Origin of the sequence: Streptomyces sp. SCSIO 75703, assembly GCF_036607905.1 — a bacterium.
Lineage (GTDB): Bacteria > Actinomycetota > Actinomycetes > Streptomycetales > Streptomycetaceae > Streptomyces.
The window spans coordinates 3,656,447-3,677,449 of record NZ_CP144555.1; the positions used below are offsets into that span (position 1 = coordinate 3,656,447).

At 70.8% G+C, this 21,003-nt stretch carries 15 protein-coding genes, 1 tRNA gene, 1 other RNA gene and 3 pseudogenes; 16 read left to right on the top strand and 4 right to left on the bottom strand.

Annotated elements, in window-relative coordinates; translation table 11 throughout:
* Nucleotides 1–33 precede the first annotated feature (33 nt).
* From VM636_RS15980 to VM636_RS15990, 3 genes are all read right to left on the bottom strand, one after another.
* Nucleotides 34–1,797: an ATP-binding protein gene (locus tag VM636_RS15980; RefSeq protein ID WP_078962835.1), complete on the bottom strand. Its 1,764-nt coding sequence runs from the start codon at nucleotides 1,795–1,797 to the stop codon at nucleotides 34–36.
* A 165-nt stretch (nucleotides 1,798–1,962) separates the two neighbouring features.
* The gene (locus VM636_RS15985; protein WP_053914644.1) at nucleotides 1,963–2,523 is read right to left on the bottom strand and encodes a GNAT family N-acetyltransferase; all 561 of its coding nucleotides are present in this window, start codon (nucleotides 2,521–2,523) and stop codon (nucleotides 1,963–1,965) included.
* Nucleotides 2,520–3,293 carry a GntR family transcriptional regulator gene (locus VM636_RS15990; RefSeq protein WP_053914645.1) on the bottom strand — a complete coding sequence of 258 codons (774 nt, stop codon included), beginning with the start codon at nucleotides 3,291–3,293 and terminating at the stop codon, nucleotides 2,520–2,522. The genes VM636_RS15985 and VM636_RS15990 overlap by 4 nt, the downstream gene beginning before the upstream one ends.
* A 564-nt stretch (nucleotides 3,294–3,857) precedes the next feature.
* Between VM636_RS15990 and VM636_RS15995 the strand changes: the two genes are divergently transcribed.
* From VM636_RS15995 to VM636_RS16050, 12 genes and pseudogenes are all read left to right on the top strand, one after another.
* Nucleotides 3,858–4,127, top strand: coding sequence for a DUF6284 family protein (locus VM636_RS15995; RefSeq protein ID WP_053914646.1), 270 nt, complete (start codon nucleotides 3,858–3,860; stop codon nucleotides 4,125–4,127).
* Nucleotides 4,124–4,568: pseudogene (locus VM636_RS16000) on the top strand (Pycsar system effector family protein). Before VM636_RS15995 ends, VM636_RS16000 begins: the two are co-directional and overlap by 4 nt.
* Nucleotides 4,565–5,458: a DUF2637 domain-containing protein gene (locus VM636_RS16005; protein ID WP_053914688.1), complete on the top strand. Its 894-nt coding sequence runs from the start codon at nucleotides 4,565–4,567 to the stop codon at nucleotides 5,456–5,458. The pseudogene VM636_RS16000 and the gene VM636_RS16005 overlap by 4 nt, the downstream one beginning before the upstream one ends.
* Nucleotides 5,459–5,505: 47 nt before the next feature.
* Nucleotides 5,506–5,883, top strand: a pseudogene (locus VM636_RS16010) (DNA cytosine methyltransferase); the annotation flags it as partial.
* 516 nt (nucleotides 5,884–6,399) lie between these two features.
* Nucleotides 6,400–6,588, top strand: coding sequence for a hypothetical protein (locus VM636_RS16015; protein WP_234340497.1), 189 nt, complete (start codon nucleotides 6,400–6,402; stop codon nucleotides 6,586–6,588).
* Between the two features lie 31 nt (nucleotides 6,589–6,619).
* Nucleotides 6,620–6,937 (top strand): hypothetical protein, encoded by a 318-nt coding sequence (locus VM636_RS16020; protein WP_053914648.1) that lies wholly within the window; start codon nucleotides 6,620–6,622, stop codon nucleotides 6,935–6,937.
* A 108-nt stretch (nucleotides 6,938–7,045) separates the two neighbouring features.
* Nucleotides 7,046–9,151: a cell division protein FtsK gene (locus VM636_RS16025; protein WP_053914649.1), complete on the top strand. Its 2,106-nt coding sequence runs from the start codon at nucleotides 7,046–7,048 to the stop codon at nucleotides 9,149–9,151.
* A 206-nt stretch (nucleotides 9,152–9,357) separates the two neighbouring features.
* A complete protein-coding gene (locus VM636_RS16030) occupies nucleotides 9,358–9,822 on the top strand; it encodes a hypothetical protein (protein WP_053914650.1) in 465 nt (154 codons plus the stop codon).
* Nucleotides 9,823–9,910: 88 nt separating this feature from the next.
* Nucleotides 9,911–10,762, top strand: a complete 852-nt coding sequence (locus VM636_RS16035) for a bifunctional DNA primase/polymerase (protein WP_053914651.1) — start codon at nucleotides 9,911–9,913, stop codon at nucleotides 10,760–10,762.
* Between the two features lies 1 nt (nucleotide 10,763).
* Nucleotides 10,764–12,238, top strand: a pseudogene (locus VM636_RS16040) (ATP-binding protein).
* Nucleotides 12,239–12,681: 443 nt separating this feature from the next.
* Entirely contained in the window at nucleotides 12,682–12,915 is a 234-nt protein-coding gene (locus tag VM636_RS16045) for a helix-turn-helix domain-containing protein (protein WP_053914652.1), read from the top strand.
* 79 nt (nucleotides 12,916–12,994) lie between these two features.
* On the top strand, nucleotides 12,995–14,275 hold the full coding sequence (locus VM636_RS16050) for a site-specific integrase (RefSeq protein WP_053914653.1): 1,281 nt from the start codon (nucleotides 12,995–12,997) through the stop codon (nucleotides 14,273–14,275).
* 62 nt (nucleotides 14,276–14,337) lie between these two features.
* Here the strand turns inward: VM636_RS16050 and VM636_RS16055 are convergent.
* Nucleotides 14,338–14,425: transfer RNA gene (locus VM636_RS16055), tRNA-Ser, on the bottom strand.
* Between the two features lie 72 nt (nucleotides 14,426–14,497).
* On the opposite strand from VM636_RS16055, the gene ffs reads away from it, so the two are divergent.
* From ffs to VM636_RS16075, 4 genes are all read left to right on the top strand, one after another.
* Nucleotides 14,498–14,592, top strand: an RNA gene (gene ffs, locus VM636_RS16060) — signal recognition particle sRNA small type.
* Between the two features lie 63 nt (nucleotides 14,593–14,655).
* Nucleotides 14,656–16,965 carry a DNA polymerase III subunit gamma and tau gene (locus VM636_RS16065; protein ID WP_338484928.1) on the top strand — a complete coding sequence of 770 codons (2,310 nt, stop codon included), beginning with the start codon at nucleotides 14,656–14,658 and terminating at the stop codon, nucleotides 16,963–16,965.
* A 328-nt stretch (nucleotides 16,966–17,293) separates the two neighbouring features.
* Nucleotides 17,294–18,580, top strand: coding sequence for a phosphoribosylamine--glycine ligase (gene purD, locus VM636_RS16070; protein ID WP_053914655.1), 1,287 nt, complete (start codon nucleotides 17,294–17,296; stop codon nucleotides 18,578–18,580).
* Nucleotides 18,581–19,046: 466 nt separating this feature from the next.
* Nucleotides 19,047–20,954 (top strand): hypothetical protein, encoded by a 1,908-nt coding sequence (locus VM636_RS16075; protein ID WP_053914656.1) that lies wholly within the window; start codon nucleotides 19,047–19,049, stop codon nucleotides 20,952–20,954.
* The last annotated feature ends 49 nt before the right edge of the window (nucleotides 20,955–21,003 follow it).

Sequence of the window (21,003 nt, forward strand, 5' to 3'; positions counted from 1 at the left end):
GGTGGGCGCCTGCCCTCGGGGGTGCACGACGGCTCAGGTAGCTCGCCACCGAGCGTTCTTCGAGCGAGCCTTTCCGACGAGCTCAACGCGGCCTTTGTCACGCAGGGCTTTCAAAGCGCCTCTCACCTGACCAGAATCCAGCCCCGTCCGTTCCTCGATTTCATGCCTGAGGAGGGATTCAGACCCCAGAGCAGACAGCACCTTATTCTGCAGATCACTAAGGGGTTCAGGTCCGTCTGATGTGCTCAACAGCGGGAAGGCTTCCTCGACGAATTCCTCCAAAACTTCCTCGGCATGCTCGTCTACCTGCCCCGCAAGCGTGTAAACGGTTGACCCGCGGGTCCCTACTTGCTCAACAATTCCTCGATCGACTAGGTCCTTCAGATCCCTGCTAGCAGCCCGACTGTCTTGCACTCCTGTAGCAGCGCGATAGGAGCTATTAGTCATGACCTCGCCATTCCGCATCATGACTAGCGCGGTCATTTGCGGCCTCGAAAGCGGGTCCGAAGAAAGGCTGCTAAGCCAATTCAGGGCATCCTCATCGATCAGTGTGTGATTGGGGAATTCCGCAGTAAATGACGAGATGTCGTCGGTGAATCGTGGAGGCTCCATGCCTGAATCCACGAGGGCAATACGCATTCGCGCAATCCCGCTGCCGCGATTCTCGCAAACCATGCGATTATCGCTATAGGGGGTGTCTTCGAGGATTTTCAGGAGCGCCTTATTTCGTGAGGAGGAGATGGTTTCGGTGCCAAGTGAACCCACCTCTACCGGACCGTAGAGCCCTCCGGGGTTACGGATGACCAGTCGGTCTGGGTACATCTCCACCTGGACCTGCATACCTCTGGCGAGCTCAGAGTAGTCTCGATGTACCAGCGCATTCACTAGCGCCTCGCGCAGTACTTCTTCGGGATACTCCCACTCGTCTGTCCTGAACAGGCCTGTCACAATGCTGCGGCGCCGCATATTGCGCTTGAGGACGCGGATGCATTCGCTCACCATCTCGGGAATTGACCCGTCAATGGATCTGTTCTCAGTGAAACGCTCACCCGAAGGTCCTAGTACACCAGCCTCAGGCGTAGGGTATGCAACGAACGTGATGTCCAGTTGCGGTTCGAACTGCTGCGGATAGACCCCGAACACGAGCAAGCCAGCAAGTGAGGGGACCAATCTCTCGTCATGGTTTACGAGGACATTTAGCATTCGCAGCGCTTCAGCATCACTGATTCTGCTAAAGATCGGCGATTTGGTTTCGCGAACGCGGCGGAGGAACGCGCGGATCAGTTCGCTATCGAGGTCTTCTAGGGAAGCTTCAAGGATCGGCTTTAGATCTTGCTTCTGCTCATTCCTGTTCGCCAGAAGAAGTGAGACTTCGTAGTCGGTGAGCTTTCGGTCGCCATCGCTTACTCGCACCCTTGATCCAGCCCAGGGTCCTAGGCTCTTCTTGTGGCATGGCCTTTGGTCCTTTGGCGTGGGTGGAATGTAGCACGTGAGCACATGTTTTCCATCTACCTCGAAAGCCTGCATCTCAGCGCGCACCGGTGGTTCCATCTCGCTGCACACCACTGCGAGATTTGCTTCGATTTTTGCAGGTTCATGTACCCCAACAACGGAGAAGTCAGTCTTCTCGTCGACGCCGAGAACGACGAGTCCACCTTGAGCGTTCGCGAAGGCGCTAATTGTTTCCCACATGCTTGCCGGCAGACCACCCTGTGAACGCTTCACCTCACACGTGAAGTGATCCCCGCCGAACCGGCGCAGCTTCGCAAGCAAGTCTTGCAAGTCAGCTTCCGTCACTTGTCTGCCTCCTCCCTGTCTGGGGAGCCTCAGAGTAGCGTCTTGGTAGCCCTCGCTCCCATGATGTACCCATGATGATTGAAAAAACTTGCATGAGGCCACGCCAGGTCAGTCGCCTTGGCGGTCAAGTCTGCCCGTGACCTGCCCGTTAGCCGCCGCAAGGCGTCAGCCCACACGGTTCGGCGATGCAGTTTCATCTATGAACCCGTGAGTGGCCGGACCGGTTGCCCGTTGCGCAAGCCACCCGGACACCCGAGGGCCCCCATTCACGGCGAGACCCTGATGAACGGTCCGAACGTGCTGGAAGCCATGGTTCAGGTAGTACGCCTGCAAGCCTGCGTTCGTCGTCCATGCGTCAAGGCGAAGCCACTTGGCGCCGGCGCGATGGCCGCGATCCCCGGCCCAATCCAGCAGCCGGCCGCCAAGGTCCTGGCCACTATGTGTCCGCGCCACGGTCAGCTTATTGATGAACAGGCAGGGTTCCTCTAGCTCCTCTGCGGTCCACAGCCCGTCCTCCGCTTCCGGGGTCAACGTGATCGTGGCCGCCGTGACATCACCGTCGCGCACCATGAACACCTCCCCTGCCTCAATGGTGGCGAGTAGCTTGTCGGCCGGGTACGGACGCTGCCATTGATCAGTGCCGAGACGAGACAACCAAGCTGCTGCCTCCTGCCGGAAGGCGAGCAGCTTGGCCAGGTCGTGCGGTTGCGCTGAGCAGATTCTCACTGAGGCTCGTTCTCTTCCCGGCCGGACAGAGTGCCGATCTCGTAGTTCATCTGGTTGAGGTCGCCCCGGAAGGTGGTGACCGTGCAGCGGATCGGCCGATCCTCCGAGTAGCCGGTGCGCGTCCAGAGCAGCACGGGCACCCCGGCGCCGATCTCCAAGAGGCGCGCCTCTTCGGGGGTCGGCATGCGGGCCGCGATCTCGTCGAAGTAGCCCACCTGCTCGATGCCGTGCGACGCGAGATACCGCGTGGTCCCCTCTTCGATGTCGCCCGGTTCTGCGAGCCGTGGTGACCGCTCTGTGAGCCACCCCGGGTACCAGGTGGCCTGTGTCGACCACGGCACGTCATCGACGTACCGGTGGCAGAACCGCAGGACCGTGGTGGACCCCACATCGACCTTCAGCCGTTCCGCGACATCCGCAGACGCCGGGGTCATCTCGACTCGGAACGTCTGGTGCGGTCGGCGGCCGGCGTTTGTCACGTCCGTGCGATACGCGTCGCCGTTCTGCGGGAAGTCCAGGTTCTCGAACCGGGACGCGTTGAGCTTGAACACCTCGTGCGATCGAACCTCGTAGCCCAACCCTTGGCTGGACGAGACGAGACCCTGGCTGACCAGGAGACTTAGCCCGTTCCGCACAGTGTTCCTCGAAGCGTCAAAGCGCTTCATCAGGTCGCTCTCCGACGGCAACCGCGCACCCGGCGCGTACGTGCCGCTGTCGATCTCTCGGCGCAGGGCATCGGCCACCTGCCGGTACTTCGGCTGCTTGCTCATGCCCCCATCATGACTCACTCGCTCAACTTGTTGGTACATGTGGACCCCAATCCCTTGACGGCTCACTGTCCGTGGGTGCAGCATCACTGCATCGGCTTGTACCAACAAGTTGAGCAAGCGGAGTAATTCCCTTGAGTTGTCTTCGCCTGCGCTGATGCACAGGGCGGGGACGCTGCAATCCCGCTAAAGGCCAGGTGAAACAGGGTTTCGGCCCGTACTGGCGAGGTGGCCCGGTGACCGCGAGCAACGGCCGGAGGGTGGGGCTTAAGGCCCCCTTGCAGCCGTTCTGTTCCTTCGACCTACAGGAGACCTGATGCATCAACGAAGGCCTTGAGCGCCCCGGTAAGGACCGGCCGGCGGCGCTGCGCGGTAGCTCGGTCCGTCACCGCTCGCAGCACCGTTGCTGCGTCGGCTGCCTCTCTCGCCCGTCCGCTCCGCGCACTGCGTAAGGGCGTACGGACGAGGGCGCGGGGAGTCGAGACCGACTTCAACGGCGAGCGGCCCCCGGGGTGCCACCCGGGAGCCGCGTTCGGGCCGTTTCACCTGCTAGGGAGACCACGACCCATGAACCCCATCGTCACTGTTCAGGAAGCTGTTACCGCGTTCGCCGACTTCATGGAGCCGACGGACGCCGAGCTGGACGCGGTCGAGCAGGAGATGCCCGTGATCCTCGCGGACGTCGACCTGTTGGACGCGTACATCGTCACCCTCGACCGCACGCCGACCGAGCTGGACGACCGCCGCACCCGGCGGGCCCGCCGGCGCGCGCTGGCCGCCCGCGCCGCGCTGGTCAACCGCACGGCCGGTGTGGGCCTGCCCGGGGGTGCCGCATGAGCGCCGCCGAGAAGAACCTGAGTGCCGCGCACGCCGAGGTGAAGGCAGAGATCACGCGGACGGACACCAAGACGGCCCTGCTCCTGGCGTTCGTCGGCGCGATCCTCGCCGGTACGTGGACGGTCGCCCGCGACCTGCCGCTGACCGTGCCTGCTGTCGTTGTGGGCAGTCTGGGTGTGGCGTTGCTGGTCGGTGCGGCCGGTCTGCTGCTGCGGTCGGTGCGCCCGAACCTGCGCGGACGGCACGGCTTCCCCCTGTGGGCCACCCTCACCGCCGACGAGATCGGCGCCGCCGTTACCCGGGACCTGGCCGCCGACATCGCCGGACTGTCCCGGCTCGCGGTCGCCAAGTTCACGTGCCTGCGCCGCGCGGTCGACCTCACCCTGACCGGCGGTGCCCTGCTCCCTCGCCGCCCTGCTCACAGCCGGGGGTGCGGCATGAACCTTCACCGCAAGGGCCGCGCGGCCCTGGTGCTCGCCCTGGTCGCCGTGGTCGGTATGGCGTTTAGGGTGTCGTGGAACGCGTTGCGGGACATCGCCGGTGCCGTCGGCGCGGACGAGACGGCGGCGATGCTGTACCCGTTCGTGGTCGACGGCCTCATGGCGCTCGCCCTCATCGCCACCCTGGTACTGGCCGACCGCGACCGCACGTTCGCCCTGCGCGTGCTGGGGGCGTACACGGTCGCCTCGCTGGTCCTCAACTACGTGCATGGTCTGGTGCCGGAGCTGCACGGCCGCACGGTCGACTGGGGGCGGCTGGCCGACTGGGATCCGGCGAACTGGGCCCTGGTCCTGCTCGCCACGTCGCTGCCGGTCGGGTCGATCTACTTCGGTTCCGACCTCGTGGCCAAGGTTCTGCACCACCGCCCCGCCCCGATCCCCACCTTGGGCACGAATGCGGATGAATCTACCGAGACCGATATGAAACGGTCTACGGCTGACCTGCCCGTATCGACCCTCGCGCCGATCACCCCGAACGCGACGACGCTGCCCCGTCCGGTGACCGTCGACTTCCTGAAGTCGACTCTCCCGGCCAAGCCGTCTCCCTCGATCGCCCCGGCCCCGGTCGCGCCGATCGAGCGGCGTGCGGTGGCGGCGGAGTCGACCCGGCCGCGTCGTGCCACGGGCCGTGTCCCGGCGGTGGCGAAGTCGAGTCGGCCGAAGCGCACGCCGGATCAGTTGCTCGCCGAGGCGCACGAGGCGACGGCCGATTGGCCAGACGCGAAGGTGACCGCGGAGGGGATCCGGCGTGCGGTGCGTACGTCCCCGGTCAACGCGCGGGCGCTGCGGGACACCCTGCGGGCGGAGCGCGCCGAGGGGGCGGCGGCGTGAGCGGGCTGCGGATCGGTTCGCTCTGCTCCGGTTACGGCGGCCTGGACATGGCCGTCCAGGCCGTCTTCGGCGGCTCGCTGGCCTGGGTCGCGGACAACGACGCCGGAGCCTCCCGCATCCTCGCCCACCACCACCCGCACGTGCCGAACCTGGGCGACATCACCGCCACTTGCTGGGACGAGGTGGAACCGGTCGACATCGTGACGGGCGGCTACCCGTGCCAGCCGTTCAGCTCCGCCGGCAAGAGGAAGGGAACCGCTGATGAGCGGCACATCTGGCCCGACATCGCCCGTGCCCTTGGGGTTCTACGACCCCGTCTCGCGGTGTTTGAGAACGTCGCAGGGCACCTTTCTCTCGGATTCGACTCCGTCCTCTGTGACCTTGCCGCCCTCGGGTTCGATGCGCGGTGGTGCACTCTTCGCGCATCTGACCTGGGAGCGGCTCACCAGCGCAAGCGCCTCTTCGTCCTCGCCTGGCCTGCCGACTCCGGCAGCACGGGACTGGAGGGGCGGCGGGCAGCGCGGGCAGCTTCCGACCGCCGTCGGCTCGCTCCTGCCGACCCCGTCGACCTCGGAGAACACCGGAGCCGGACACGTGGCGCAGGGCGGGATGAACCTGCGCCACGTCGTCTCGCTGCTGCCGAACCCGCGCGCGTCGGAGAACGAGAACCGGCAGACCCGGCGCAGTCCCTCGCAGGAAGCCGGGCGGCATGGCAAGAGCCTGGCTGCCGAGATGGGCTCGCTCCTGCCGACCCCGCGGGCCACGGACGGCGCGAAGGGCGCGGTCTCGCGCACGGATGCGACGGACCGGCGGGTGCAGTCCGGCAGGGCGAATCTGCAGACGGCGCTGAGCGCGTTTCCGACGGGTGGGGCGAGTACGCCGAAGCGGTTGCGCGGTGGGAGGCGGTCCTCCAGCGCTCCGCCCCCGGGCCAGTTGACGCTGTGGGACGGCTGAGTCCCGCCTTCGTCGAATGGCTCATGGGCCTGCCCGCCGGGCACGTCACCGCTGTCCCCGGCCTGTCCCGGTCCGCACAGCTCAAGGCGCTGGGCAACGGCGTGGTCCCGCAACAGGCCACGGCCGCGCTGCGCTTCCTCGCCCCCGCCGCCCTCCCCGCCCGTACGGCCGCCTGACCATCCCGAGCCTTCGAGGAGTAGCCAACCGATGCGCAATGCAGACATCCGCCGCCTGGACCGCGCGATCCAGGCGACACAGAAGAAGCTCGAAGCGGTCCGCCGGGGCGAGTGGTGGCCGCTGAACGGCAGTGAGCGCCGGGCCATGGCCCGCTCGCTGGCCGCCGGCGGTTACAAGGTCGCCCGGGGCCGCAGCGCGGGCCGCGAGGAACAGCGCATGGACGCCACCGGCAACAGCGCCGAGATCCGGCTGAACGCGGAGCTGACCGCCCTGCACGGCGAGCGTCAGCGCCTCATGACCGAGGCCGCCCGCGACAAGGCCGCCAAGAAGTCGTCCGGCTGGTTCTGACCAGCCCGTTTCCCGCGCCGGGGTGACCGGGACTTTCCACGGACACGGCCACCCCGGCTCACTCCCTTACTCCCGCCCCCACTGGGGGCAGTCAGGAGCAATTCCAGCATGTCTGAGAACGTCGTTCACCTTCACAAGGCCACCGACCCCCCGACCGCCGACACGGCACCGACCGTGCTCACGGTCGTGCCCGACGCGTCGCCCGCACGGCCGGTGCCGCTGTGGGTGCGCTCCGGCCGCGCGGTGAAGACCGTGGCCACCCGGGCCACGGTCCGGGCGGCGGCCCGGCACGGCCTCTACACCTTCAACGGGGGCCGGATCGTGGCCCGTCGCGCGTGGGACGGCCGTACCGGCTCCCGGTACGAGCGGATGATCCGTGCGGCGGAAGCTGCGGGGAACCTGGAGGCGGCGGAGGAGTGGGAGGAGCGGCTGACCCGGTTCCGCGCCGCCCGCCACCACCGCCGCATGGACCTCCTGCACTCCCCGGTCGAGGCTGCCAAGGGTGTCGCCGTCGGTGCGGGGATGAGCATCGGGGTCCTGGTCGCCCTCGGCGTCGTCATGGCGATCAGCACGGGCCACGTCGGCGACGTGGTCACGCCGCTGTCGGCGACGGTCGACTTCATCGCCCTGCTGATCCGGATCGTCCAGGTGGTGTGGGGTCCGGCTCTGTCGATCGGCCCGTTCCTCGTCCTGCTCGCCCTGTGGTCGGTCGGTCGCAAGCAGCACGCCGCACCCGCCTGGGCCCTGCCCGCCAACGTCCGCAACACCGAGGGGGAGCCGATCACCCCGTCCATCGTGGTCAAGGCCCTGCGCGACCTCGGCGTGCCCGCCCTGGCGCGTGCCATCAAGGAGATGGGCGACGCCGGCGCCTCGATGCTCGGCCCGATCACGATCGCCGGATGCGGTGTCGAGGTTGACGTGACCCTTCCCTCCGGGGTGTCGACCAACGAGGTGCAGGCCAAGCGGCGCAAGCTCGCGGAGAACCTGACCCGGCACGAACACGAGGTGTTCAATACCATCCCCCAGGCCGCCCGTACGGTGCGGCTGTGGGTCGCCGACTCCGGCGCGCTGGACGAGCCGATCGGCCCGTCGCCGCTGGTCACCGACGACACGATGACCGCCGACTACACCAAGGGCAAGGCCCCGTGGGGTCAGGACCTGCGCGGGGACGCCGCCGCCCTGTCCCTCTACCAGCGCCACCTGTTGATCACGGGTCTGTCGAACCAGGGCAAGACCGTGGCCCTGCGCTCCCTGGCGCTGTGGCTGTCCCTGGACAAGTCCGTGCAGTTCCTCATGGGCGACCTCAAGGGCGCGGGCGACTGGAACATGTTCGACGGCCTGGCCACGACGCTGATCCAGGGGCCGACGGATGAGCACGTGATCCAGGTGACCGAGATGGTCGAGGGTGCCGTGGCCGAGATGAACCGGCGTCTCCAGGCGCCGCCTGGCACGGTGTTCCCGCCGCTGATCGTGCTGGTCGACGAAGCGCAGGTGGCGTTCATGTGCCCGGCCAAGGGCACGGGCAAGGACAAGCGCCCGTACGGCGGGGCAAAGGCCGATTCCCGGTACTTCATGGCCGTGCGGAAGATTCACAACCAGGGTCGTGCGGTCAACGTGCTGATGTGGCAGGGCACGCAGGACCCGACCAACGAGAACCTGCCCAAGCTGGTGCGTGAGGGCGCCCACACCCGTGCCTCCCTCGCCCTCGGCACGGAGTCGCAGGCCCGCATGGTCCTGGGGGACAAGGCCGTCGACGGCGGCGCCGCTCCCAACCTGCTGCGTCCGGGGCTGGACCGGGGAACCCTGGTCGTCGCCTCCGACGGGATCAGCATCCCGGCGGGGCAGTCGTCCATCACGGTCCGCACGCACTACATCGACGACGCCGCCACCGCGATCACCGACCGGGCCAAGGCGCTGCGCGACGGTGTCACCACCCTGCACGCCATCGACCAGAGCACGGAGCACGACCCGCTCGCCGACATCGCCGCCGTCATCGGAGACGCCCCGCGGGTGCGCACCAAGGACGTGCTCGCACGGCTCGCCGCGCGCAACGCGGACGCCTACGGCGACTGGTCGTTCCTCGACCTCAAGCGCGTCCTCGACGACGCCGACGCCGGACCGTACAAGTCCGACGGCGTCATGTGCGTGGCCCGCGACCGCGTGGCGCGCGCCCTCGCCAACCGCGACGACGCGGGTTCCGCTTCCGCCGAATGACGGCAGGGAGTCAACCGCCACCGGGGCAGGGAGGCAGGGAGAACTCCCTGACCGCCTCCCTGCCCCGCCTCCCTTGCTCTGACCTGCGCGAATGATCACTCAGGGAGTTAGGGAGGCACGCAGGTCACACCCCCGAAACACCCTCTGCAGGGCATCCCGAAGGGGGTGCTGCTGCCTCCCTGACCCTCGGCCGGAAGGGATTCCGCATGTACCCCGAACAGGCTCCGCACGTGCCCGTACAGCGGGCCGTGGAAGTCCACCAGCCCACCCCGTACCCGCCCGCCGTGCCGGTGTCGGCGCCGGTCGTGCCGGTGCAGCCGGGCACGGTCCCGGCGGTGGCGAGCATCGTCCTGCCGGACGGCCGCGTCGTCACCGGCTACGCCATCAACCCCGCCCAGCCCGAACCGGTCGCCGCCAAACCGGCCGTGTCCCGCACGGCCGTGAACGTCGCCCTCGGCGGCGCCGGCTTCTTCGCCGTGTGCGGCGGGCTGGTCCTGCTCACCTCGTTCATCGCCGCACTCACCGCGTTCATCACCCAGCTCATCATCCTGGCCGCCGTGTTCTTCGGCGGATGGATCGCCGTGCAGCCCTTCAGCACGCGCGGCCACCAGGGCGGCACCACCGTGAACATCCGCAAGGCCGTGATCAAGCGCAACCACTTCCACGGCTAGCTACGCCAAGGGCGGCCCCCACCTTCCGCCAAGAACGCGGGGCCGCCCTTGCCCACCAGAACCGTCAAGGAACTGGAGATACCCCAGCATGACGCAACCCACGCCCTACCCACAGCACACGGCGCTGAGCCTCGCAGCGTCCGGCATCCCCGTGCTGCCCCTGCGCCGGGGCAAGGTCCCGTTCGGCAACTGCACGGCGTGCGCGGACAACGCGTGCGGCGGCCGGCCGAACATGAAGGTGCCCGGCCCGTGCCGGTGCCCGGCCCCCTGCCACGGATGGGCCGCCGCCACCACCGCCCCGGCCGTCATCGTCTCCCCCGAATGGGCGGCGGCCTGGCGGCAGGCCGTGTGCGTCGCCTACCACCCCGGCGGCGCCGGACTGACCGTCGTCGACCTCGACGACGCCGACGCCATCACCTGGGCCCGCACCACCCTGCCCGCCACCCGCACCGTGCCGACAACCCGCGGCGAACACTGGGTCTACCGGGGCACCATGACCTCACGCAACGCGGTCCGCCCCGGTGTCGACATCAAGTCGACCATGGCTTACGCCCGTTGGCTCGGACCCGGCACCGGCACCATCATCGCTCTCCCGGACGCTGCCCGTGCCCTGGCAGTAAAGGAGCCGTCCCCCGCCCCCAGGGCGCCACAGGCGCTCCCAGGGCCCCTGAGGGGAGGTCAGGGCGAGTGCCCGCACCGCACGCCCGTCTTCCTGGAACGGGGCGTCGCCATGGCGGAGCAGCGCATCACGGAGGCGTCCAACTCGGTCCACGCGACCGTGTACGGCACCTTCCTGGCCGTGCTGTCCAGGCACGGCCGGTGCGGCTGCCTCACCGACACCCACGTCGCCCGGCTGTTCGCCGCCGCGCAGCGCAGGGGCGAGACGGCCCGGCACTGTACCGACGCGTGGACCAACGCCCGCACCATGTTGGGACTGTGACATGTCCGAGGACGAGAAGACTCCCGCACGCGAGATCATCACCGACTACGCGCAATCCCACTTTTTCGGTACTTCCGCACCGCCGACGGCACCGTGTACGCGCAGCGCAACGGCCACCCCGTGGCCCGCCCGATCCGCTCCCAGGGCACTACCGGAAGCCACCGGCAGGAACTCATGGTCGGTCTCTTCCGCGACGGGCAGGGCGTGTTCAACGGCACCGCCCTCAAGGAAGCTCTCGACCTGATCGAGGCCCTGGCGCTGACCGAGGACGTACAGCCCGTGCACATCCGCGTCGCCCCGGGATTCGACGGTGCTACGTGGCTCGATCTGGGACGGGCCGACGGGCAGTCCGTGCGTATCCACCCCACCGGGTGGGACATCGCCGTCCCTGACCCGCGTGAGGTGTGCTGGCGGCGCACGCAGCTCACGGGGGAGCTGCCGTTGCCGGTCAAGGACACCGACGGCAAGGGCATCGATCTCCTGCTCAGGCTGTGCAACTTCGCCACCGCCGAGACTGAGTGCCTGGCCATCGCATGGCTCATCGGCTGTCTCGGACCGTCCGTGCCCGTCCCGGCCCCGTTCCTCACCGGGCCGCAGGGCGCCGGCAAGTCCACCGGCGGACGGATGCTCGTGCGGATTGTCGAGGGCATGACCGGGGACCTGCGCCGGGCACCGAAGGATGAGGAGAACCTGATCGCGGCCGTGGCCGCCGGATGGGTCACCGCACTGGACAACCTCTCCCACATGACCCCGGACCTGTCCGACGCCATGTGCTGCATCGTCACCGGCGCGGAGAGCGTCAAGCGCGCTCTCTTCACCGACGGGGACGTGTTCCGCGCCCGCTACCGCCGCCCCCTGCTCCTGACCGGCATCGACGTCGGCGTCATTCGGCCCGACCTCGCCGAACGGCTCCTGCCGCTCCGCCTGGAACGGCCGAAGGTCCGGCGCACCGAGGATGAGCTGTGGACCGAGTACGCCGAAGTACTGCCTGTGGTCCTCGGCTCGCTCCTGGACCTGACCGTGAAGGTTCGGGCGGCTGAGGCGGACACCCCGACCGACCTGCGCATGGCGGACTTCGCGCACCTGTGCGCACAGCTCGACGCAGCCACCGGTCTCGGAGCGCTCACCGCGTACCGGGCCAGCCTGGACGACCTCAACGACGACGTGATCGAGGGCGACCTGTTGGCACAGACCGTCCTTCGACACGCCGCCGACCTCGAACCGGGCGCACAGCAGCGGATGACCTCTACTGAGTGGCTGCACTGCCTCAATCAGCTCTACACCGGCGAGGACTTCCGCCCCCTGCCCAAGGGGTGGCCGACGACCGGCAAAGTCCTCTCCGACCGACTCAAGCGGCTTCAGCCCACCCTGGCCGCCCGTGGCGTCCTCATCGACTCCGGCCGCACCAGAGAGGGCCGCTACATCGAAATGACCCGCTCACCGGATATGCCGTCACACGAACAGCAGGTGTTCTAACCGCACTGCACGACCGCGAACAGCAAGAGGAGCACCAGCGCCGTGCGTGCTCCTCTTGCTGTTCGGCGGCAGCGCCGCCCTGTACAGACGTGCGCGAAGCGGCTCCCTCATTGCGCCCTGAGCCGCACCGCACCACCACAGACGCCCCTCTTTTTCCTAAGTAGAGGGACACTGCGTCACAACGTCACACGATCATGAAAACTGCCCCGCGACCTGCCTATACGGGCGTGACGCAGACGGCCTCTCTCTGCGTCACACCGCGTCACCTGCGTCACGCGTGACGAGCAGCCTGCGTCACAGGTGACGCACTCCTGGCGCCCTGCGTCACCCGAAACCGCAGCTCAGACGGCATGGGTGACGCACGTGACGCTGTGACGCAGAAATCCGCACCTAGGACACACGCGCCTTCCCAACACAGACTTCCGCCCAGAGGAGACCGTTCCATGAGCCTCGCCACCGTGGACATCGCACCTCTCGCTGAGGCTGGCGAACCGGCACCCGTGCTGCTGACCGTCGAAGAGGCTGCCCGTTGCCTCCGTGTCGGTCGCACCACCTGCTACGCCCTCATCCGCACCGGAGAGCTGGAGTCCCTGACCATCGGCGGACTCCGACGCGTCCCCGCTGACGCCCCGGCCGCCTACCTCGCCCGACGCCGCGCCGAACAGCGCGCCGCCTGATCTGACCATCCCGGAGCGCCGCCCCACATGCGGACGGCGCTCCGGTCTGTCTGCCTCGTACCGACCGGAGGAACTGCCAGTGTCAGAGGAGAAGAAGCGCACTCGCCGAGCCAACGGCGAATCGGCCATCTATCTGGGCAAAGACGGACGTTGGCACGCCCGTGTGCCTATGGGCTACAAGGACGACGGAACGCCCTACCGCCGCCACCTGACGCGCCCCACGCGCAAGGAGCTGGTGGACGAAGTCCGGCGCCTGGAGAAGCAGCGGGACGAAGGTTCCGCGCGCCAGCCCGGCAAGCCGTGGACGGTGGCGAAGTGGCTTGAGCACTGGGTCGAGAACATCGCCCGGCCCGTCGTGAGCGAGAACACGTACGCCGGGTACGAGGTGGCAGTCCGCGTGCACCTGGTGCCGGGAATCAGTCGGCACCGCATCGACCGCCTGGAGCCCGAACACCTGGAAAGCCTGTACCGCCGGATGCAGAGCGCCGGCAGCAAGGCGGGCACCGCTCACCAGGCTCACCGGACGGCCCGTACGGCCCTCGGGGAAGCCGTGCGGCGTGGTCACGCCGCGAAGAACGCTGCCGCGCTGGCGAAGCCTCCCCGGATGGAAGAAGACGAGAACGAGGTGGAGCCCTACTCGGTCGACGAGGTGCAGAGTCTCCTGCTCGAAGTGAACAAGCGCCGGAACAGTGCCCGCTGGATGCTGGCCCTGGCGCTCGGTTTGCGGCAGGGGGAGACGCTCGGCCTGCGGTGGTCTGACGTGGACTTGGACAACGAGTACCTGAAGCTCCGCCGGAACCGGTTGCGGCCGAAGTACGAGCACGGGTGTGGCGAGGCGGCGCCGTGCGGCCGGAAAGCCGGCTACTGCCCGGACCGGGTGCAGGTGCGGCGCGAGACGAAGAACACGAAGTCACGCGCTGGGCGCCGCGCCGTGCCCCTCCCGGGCCCGCTGGTCGTGATGCTCCGCTCCCACCGGGAGGCACAGGCCCGGGAGCGCGCGGTGGCCGGCAACCTGTGGTCCGAGTCCGAGTACGTGTTCACCAAGCCGTTGGGCGGGCCGCTCAGCCCGAACACGGACTACCACGACTGGAAGCGGCTGCTGGAAGACGCCGGCGTCCGGGACGGGCGCCTACACGATGCGCGGCACACTGCGGGCACCGTGCTGATGCTGCTCGGGGTCCCGGACCGAGTCATTGACCAGATCATGGGTTGGGAACCGGGCGGTGCCGCCCGGATGCGGGCGCGGTACCTGCACGTGACCGATCCCATGCTCAAGGAAGCGGCCCGGAAGATCGAGCGCGCCATCTGGGGAGCCCCAGAAAACCTCGCTGTGGACAAAGACCAGGACAACGAGGCGTAAGGACAACGTCGTAGGGCCCCCTGTTTCCAGGGGGCCCTACGACATCGTGCCCGGTGAGGCACTGGCGGAGGATAAGGGATTCGAACCCTTGAGGGGTTGCCCCCAACACGCTTTCCAAGCGTGCGCCCTAGGCCACTAGGCGAATCCTCCGCCGGGAACATTACATGACGTTGGGGAGTGCTCGCGAACTCGTTCCCGCCGGGCGGATCGGGTACCCTGTGCGGAGCCCCTCACGCGGCGCTATCTGACTGAACTCCCCCAGGGCCGGAAGGCAGCAAGGGTAGGTCGGCTCTGGCGGGTGCGTGGGGGGCGCTCGCGTGTCCGGGGCCCACGCGGGCGGCGCGGCCCGGTTGTCGGCGGGCGCCTATAACCTCGTAGGCGTGTCGTCTCTCGCGCTGTACCGCCGTTACCGCCCGGAGTCCTTTGCCGAGGTCATCGGGCAGGGGCATGTCACCGACCCGTTGCAGCAGGCGCTGCGGAACAACCGGGTCAATCACGCGTACCTGTTCAGCGGTCCGCGCGGCTGCGGCAAGACGACCAGCGCGCGGATCCTCGCCCGCTGCCTGAACTGCGAGCAGGGCCCCACGCCCACCCCCTGCGGCACCTGCCAGTCCTGCCGCGACCTGGCGCGGAACGGGCCCGGCTCGATCGACGTCATCGAGATCGACGCCGCCTCGCACGGAGGTGTGGACGACGCCCGTGACCTGCGGGAGAAGGCGTTCTTCGGGCCCGCCCACAGCCGGTACAAGATCTACATCATCGACGAGGCCCACATGGTCACGTCGGCCGGCTTCAACGCGCTGCTCAAGGTGGTCGAGGAGCCGCCGGAGCACCTGAAGTTCATCTTCGCCACGACCGAGCCCGAGAAGGTCATCGGGACGATCCGTTCGCGGACCCACCACTACCCCTTCCGGCTCGTGCCGCCCGGCACCCTGCGCGACTACCTCGCCGAGGTGTGCGGGCAGGAGCAGATCCCGGTCGAGGAGGGCGTGCTGCCGCTGGTGGTGCGCGCGGGCGCCGGGTCCGTCCGTGACTCGATGTCCGTCATGGACCAGTTGCTCGCCGGGGCCGACACCGACGGTGTGACGTACGCCATGGCGACCGCGCTGCTCGGTTACACGGACGGTTCGCTGCTCGACTCCGTGGTCGAGGCGTTCGCCTCGGGGGAGGGGGCGGCGGCCTTCGAGGTCGTGGACCACATCATCGAGGGCGGCAACGACCCCCGGCGCTTCGTCGCCGACCTCCTGGAGCGACTGCGCGACCTCGTCATCCTCGCGGCCGTGCCCGACGCGGCCGAGAAGGGGCTCATCGACGCCCCCGCCGACGTCGTCGAGCGCATGCGGGCCCAGGCGCGCTCCTTCGGCGCCGCCGAGCTGAGCCGCGCCGCCGACCTGGTCAACGAGGGGCTCACCGAGATGCGCGGCGCGACCTCGCCCCGCCTCCAACTGGAGCTGATCTGCGCGCGCGTCCTGCTGCCCGGGGCGTACGGCGACGAGCGGTCCGTGATGGCCCGCCTCGACCGGATCGAGCGCGGCGCGCAGTTCTCCGCGGGCGCGGGCACGCCCCCGATGGGGTACGTGCCGGGGCCCGAGGCACACGGGGGCGGTGGTACGGCGGTCCCGCCCGGCGGTGGCGCCGCTGCCGCCAGGGCGGCGGTACGGGCACCGGGGGGCGGGGGGCCCGCGGCGGCCCCCAGCGTTCCCGGCCCGTCCCACGCCCACGGCGCGTACGAGACTCCCGGCGCCGGTGCGCCTCCGGCGGCCGAGCCCGCCCCGAGCGGTGGCCGGCCGCCGGCGGACCCCACGCCAGCCCCCGCACCGGCCCCCGCACCGGCCCCCGCACCGGCCCCCGCACCGGCCCCCGCACCGGCCCCCGCGCCCGCCGCCCCCGCGCCCGCCGCCCCCGCGGCCTCCGCGCCCGGCGCCTGGCCCACCGCGGCTCCCGCCGGCGGCGGACGCCGTCCCGGCGGGTGGCCCACCGCGGCGGCCCCGGGCGCGGGACGTCCCCAGGCCCCCGCCGCACCGTCGGCCCCGTCCGCCCCCGCACCCCCCGCCGCGCACTCCGCGCCGGCGCCCGCCGCCCAGCCCCCCGCCCCGGTCGGCGCCCCGCCCTCGAGCGGCGGCCTCGACCCCCGGTCGATCTGGCCCAACATCCTGGAGGCGGTCAAGAACCGCCGCCGCTTCACCTGGATCCTGCTCAGCCAGAACGCCCAGGTGACCGGCTTCGACGGCGCCGCCCTCCAGATCGGCTTCGTCAACGCCGGCGCCCGCGACAACTTCCTGAGCAGCGGCAGCGAGGACGTGCTGCGACAGGCCCTGGCCGAGCAGTTCCACGTGCAGTGGAAGATCGAGGCCGTCGTCGACCCCTCCGGTGGCTCCGCGCCCCCGCCCGCCGGGCCCCCCGGCGGCTTCGGAGGAGGCTTCGGCGGCTCCGCGCCCGCGCCCCGCCCCGCCGCTCCGCCACCGGCCGGACCGCCCCCGTCCGCCCCCGCGCCCCCGGCCCCGGCCGGACCGCCGCCCTCCGCGCCCGCGCCCCGGCCCCCGGCGCCCGCGCCGCCGCCTCCGGTCTCCCCCGAGGACGACACCCCCGAGGACGACGACCCCGACCTCGACGAGTCGGCCCTCTCCGGCATGGACCTGCTCGTCCGGGAACTGGGGGCCACCGTGGTGGAGGAGATCGCCAACGAGTGACCCACGGGTGAACCGCCGAGTGCGACCACGGGTGAACCGGCGAGCGGAACAGCCGGTGCACTCGCCGGCGGGTCGACGGGGCGACGGGTCGGCGGGCCGGCGGACCAGGGGTCAGGGGGCCAGCCGACCAGACAAACGGCCGACCAGGAACGGCCGACCAGCGGACGGGCCGACGAGCCGGTCCGCGGGCGACCCGGGTGTGAGGCGGGCCGGGGGTGGGCTGAGGGGGCGGGGCATGGGCCTCCTGGAGGAAGCCACAAGCCCCCGCCGCCCTTCCCTTCGGAAGCCCGCACAAACCGCCCCCCTCCGCTGCCATTAGGCTGACCCCGTGAAGGTCCTCGTCATCGGCGGCGGCGCCCGCGAACACGCCCTGTGCCGTTCCCTGTCCCTCGACCCCGACGTCACCGCGCTGCACTGCGCACCCGGCAACGCCGGCATCGCCGAGGTCGCCGAACTGCACCCGGTCGACGCCCTCGACGGCGCGGCCGTCGCCGCGCTGGCCACCGGACTCGGCGCCGACCTGGTCGTGGTCGGACCGGAGGCGCCGCTCGTCGCCGGGGTCGCCGACGCCGTGCGCGAGGCGGGTGTCCCGGTCTTCGGCCCCTCCGCCCAGGCCGCCCGGCTGGAGGGCTCCAAGGCCTTCGCCAAGGACGTCATGGCAGGCGCCGGCGTGCCCACGGCCCGCTCCTACGTCTGTGCGACGCCCGAGGAGGTCGACGCGGCCCTCACCGCCTTCGGCGCCCCCTACGTCGTCAAGGACGACGGACTGGCCGCCGGCAAGGGCGTCGTCGTCACGTCCGACGTCGAGGCCGCCCGCGCGCACGCCGGCGCCTGCCTGGGTGCCGGAGACGCCTCCCGCGAGCCCGGCGGCGGCGTCGTCATCGAGGAGTACCTCGACGGCCCCGAGGTCTCCCTCTTCGCCGTCACCGACGGCGAGACCGTCCGCCCGCTGCAGCCCGCCCAGGACTTCAAGCGCGCCCTCGACGGCGACGAAGGCCCCAACACCGGCGGCATGGGCGCCTACTCGCCGCTGCCCTGGGCCGACCCCAAGCTGGTCGACGAGGTCGTCGAGAGCGTGCTCCAGCCGACGGTGGACGAGATGCGCCGCCGCGGCACCCCGTTCTCCGGGCTCCTCTACGCCGGGCTGGCGATCACCGCCCGCGGGGTCCGCGTGATCGAGTTCAACGCCCGTTTCGGCGACCCCGAGACCCAGGTCGTCCTGGCCCGCCTGCGCACGCCGCTCGCCGGGCTGCTGCTGGCCGCCGCCACCGGCACCCTCGCCGACCTGGAGCCGCTGCGCTGGAGCGAGGACGCGGCCGTCACCGTCGTCGTCGCCTCCCACAACTACCCCGGCACCCCGCGCACCGGCGACCCGGTCACCGGCCTCGACGAGGTGGCCGCCCAGGACGCCCCGCACGCCTACGTCCTGCACGCCGGCACCCGCCGGGAGGGCGACGCCGTCGTCAGCGCCGGCGGGCGCGTCCTGTCCGTCACCGCCACCGGGGCGGACCTGGCCGAGGCCCGCGAGCGCGCCTACCGGGCCGTCGCCCGCGTCGGCCTCGACGGCTCCCAGCACCGTACGGACATCGCGGCGAAGGCGGCGGCGGAGTCCTGACCGGCACCGGGGGCGTGCCCCGGCGGCCCCGGCACCGGCCCCTCACCGGTCCGCCCGCCAGTCTCTCCCCCCCGCCGGTCCACTGCCGGACCGTCCGCCCAGTCGGCCCACCACCGGTCCACTGCCGGTCCACCACCGGTCCACTGCCGGTCCGCTCCGCCGGCCCGGAAAGCGCCCCCTTCGCGCCCCGGCGCACGGGACCTGCCAGGCCCCGGCTTCCTTCTGGGAACCGGGGCCTGACCCTTGCTGTCCGTCACCCAGCTCTCCCCAAAGCCATTCCATCGAGTGACCGATGAGCCATACGGCTGACGTGGACCGAGGCCCCAACTAGGGTGCCGCGCAGGCATTCCGGCACTTGGCCCACCGGCATTGCGATGTCGGTGGCGAGTGCCACAGTGGGGTCATGGGCAACTCCAGGAGAGCAAGAGGACGGTCGGGGACGGCAAGGAGGGGGTGAGGTCCGCACGTGACCGCAACCGGTGGTGTGGAAAGGGGCGCCCAGGCGGCGCGTGCGCGGGCGCTCGCCGTGCTGCACGTCCGCAGCCGGGCGCTGGCCGTGGCCCTCGTACCGGCCGCCGTCGCCGTCGTCCTGCTGGTGGGCGGGCTGACCGGCCATTTCGCGGGTCCGGCGTGGGACGCGGCCCGCTGGGCCGTCTGCGTCCTCGCGCTGCTCGTCCTGCTCGGCGCGGCGGCCGTCGCCCTGGTCGTCGCCCGCGCCCGGCCCGCCGTCACCCCGACGGTGCCGGTCTCCGAGGAGTCCGCCCCCGACCTCTACGGGCTGGTGCGCGACCTCGCCGACCGGCTCGGCGTCCCCGCCCCCTCCGCGATAGCCCTGACGCCGGACTGCGACAGCTGGCTGGAGGACCGTACGCATCCGGCCCACGGGCCGCCGCCCGCCGGTGATCCCCAGGAGGCGATCGTCCCTCCGGACGCCGCCCGCCGCCGGGCCGCCGTCGCGCCGGTGCTCGTCATCGGCTCACCCTTCCTGTGGTGGATGCGGGTCGGCGAACTGCGCGCGGTGCTCGCCCCGGTCGTCGCCGGTACGGGCCCTTCCGCCCACCCCGACATAGCCGCCGCCCGCCGTTTCATACGCGGGCTGGACGCCGCCGTCGCCGTGGCCGCGACGGGTGGCCGGGGGCCGTTCCTCCGGGTGGCGTACGCGGGTCTCGGTCAGGTGTCCCGCATGCTGCTGCACGGCTGCCGCGAACACGCGGTGGAGATGGAGCGCGGGGTGGCGGCCGCCGCCGCCGAACGCGCCCAGGCGGTGGACTACGGGCTGCGGATCGTCGCCCAGGAGCAGGTCGGCCTGGCGTACGCGGGCTGGGACCGGCTGCTGACCCGGGTGGCGCTGCCCGCCTGGCGGATGGGCCGGTGGCCCTCCCGGCTGGACGCCGGCGTGGTCGCCGCCCTCACGGAACTGTCCCGGCGGGACCGTCTGGCCGAAGGTTTCACCACCCGGCTGGGCGAGCGTCCCGCCTGCGACCTGCTGGAGGAGCCCGGCGCCATCGACGGGGCGGTCTCCCTGCTCGCCGCCCGCCTCTTCCACGGGGGCCCCGCGGAGTCCCGGCCGGACTGGGCACCGGTCGAGTGGGAGGAGTACCCGGAGGAGGTCGTCGACCGGACCTGGCGCACCGACGCCGCCCGGCTCCACCGCGTCCTGGACACCCTCGGCGTCCGCCGCTCCGCCGACGACGTGCCCGGCGCCGACGGCCCCACGCTGGCCCGCGTCCTGAACCACCTCGCGCTCCCGCCGGCCGCCGGCCGCGCCCCCGCCCTCCCCGACTCCGACGGGCACGGCCCCGCCCGCGCCCTCAACGGCTCCGCGGCCTCCCCGCCCCACGCCCCCGCGCACGACCACGAGCCTGGCCACGACCCCCACGACCCCCACGATCCCCACGGCCACGGCCATCCCCACGACCCCCAGGGCCTCTTCGCGGACGAGGACGACGACCTCGCCGACACCACCGCCTCCGGTGCCGCCCTGGCCGCCGGGCTCAGCGCCCAGCTGGCCCGCGAGGAGGCCGCGGGGGCCCTCTCGGCACCGGCCGGCGCGACGGCGGGCCCGGCCGGACCCGAGGCCGCCTTCTGGGACGACCGGGCGCTCCCGCTCTTCCCGCTCCGGCCCCCGCGTTCCGGGCGCGAGATCCTCACCGACCACATCACGGCGATGGTCTGCTGCGCCGCGATGGACACGGCCGGCGCGCTCCCCGGCCTCGACTGGCTCGACGGCCCCACGCTCCTGATCGGCGGCGCCCGCGCCTCCGACCTGGCCCCACGCGTCCTCAGCCTCGTCGAGAGCGGCGACCCCGACCCCCTGCGGGCCTGGCTGACCGACCTCGGCATACGCCCGGAGAAGCCGGTCCGCCTGGTCTGACCAGGCCCGGTCTTCTCCGCCCTCGGAGCACGCCCTCGCGCCCCGGTGG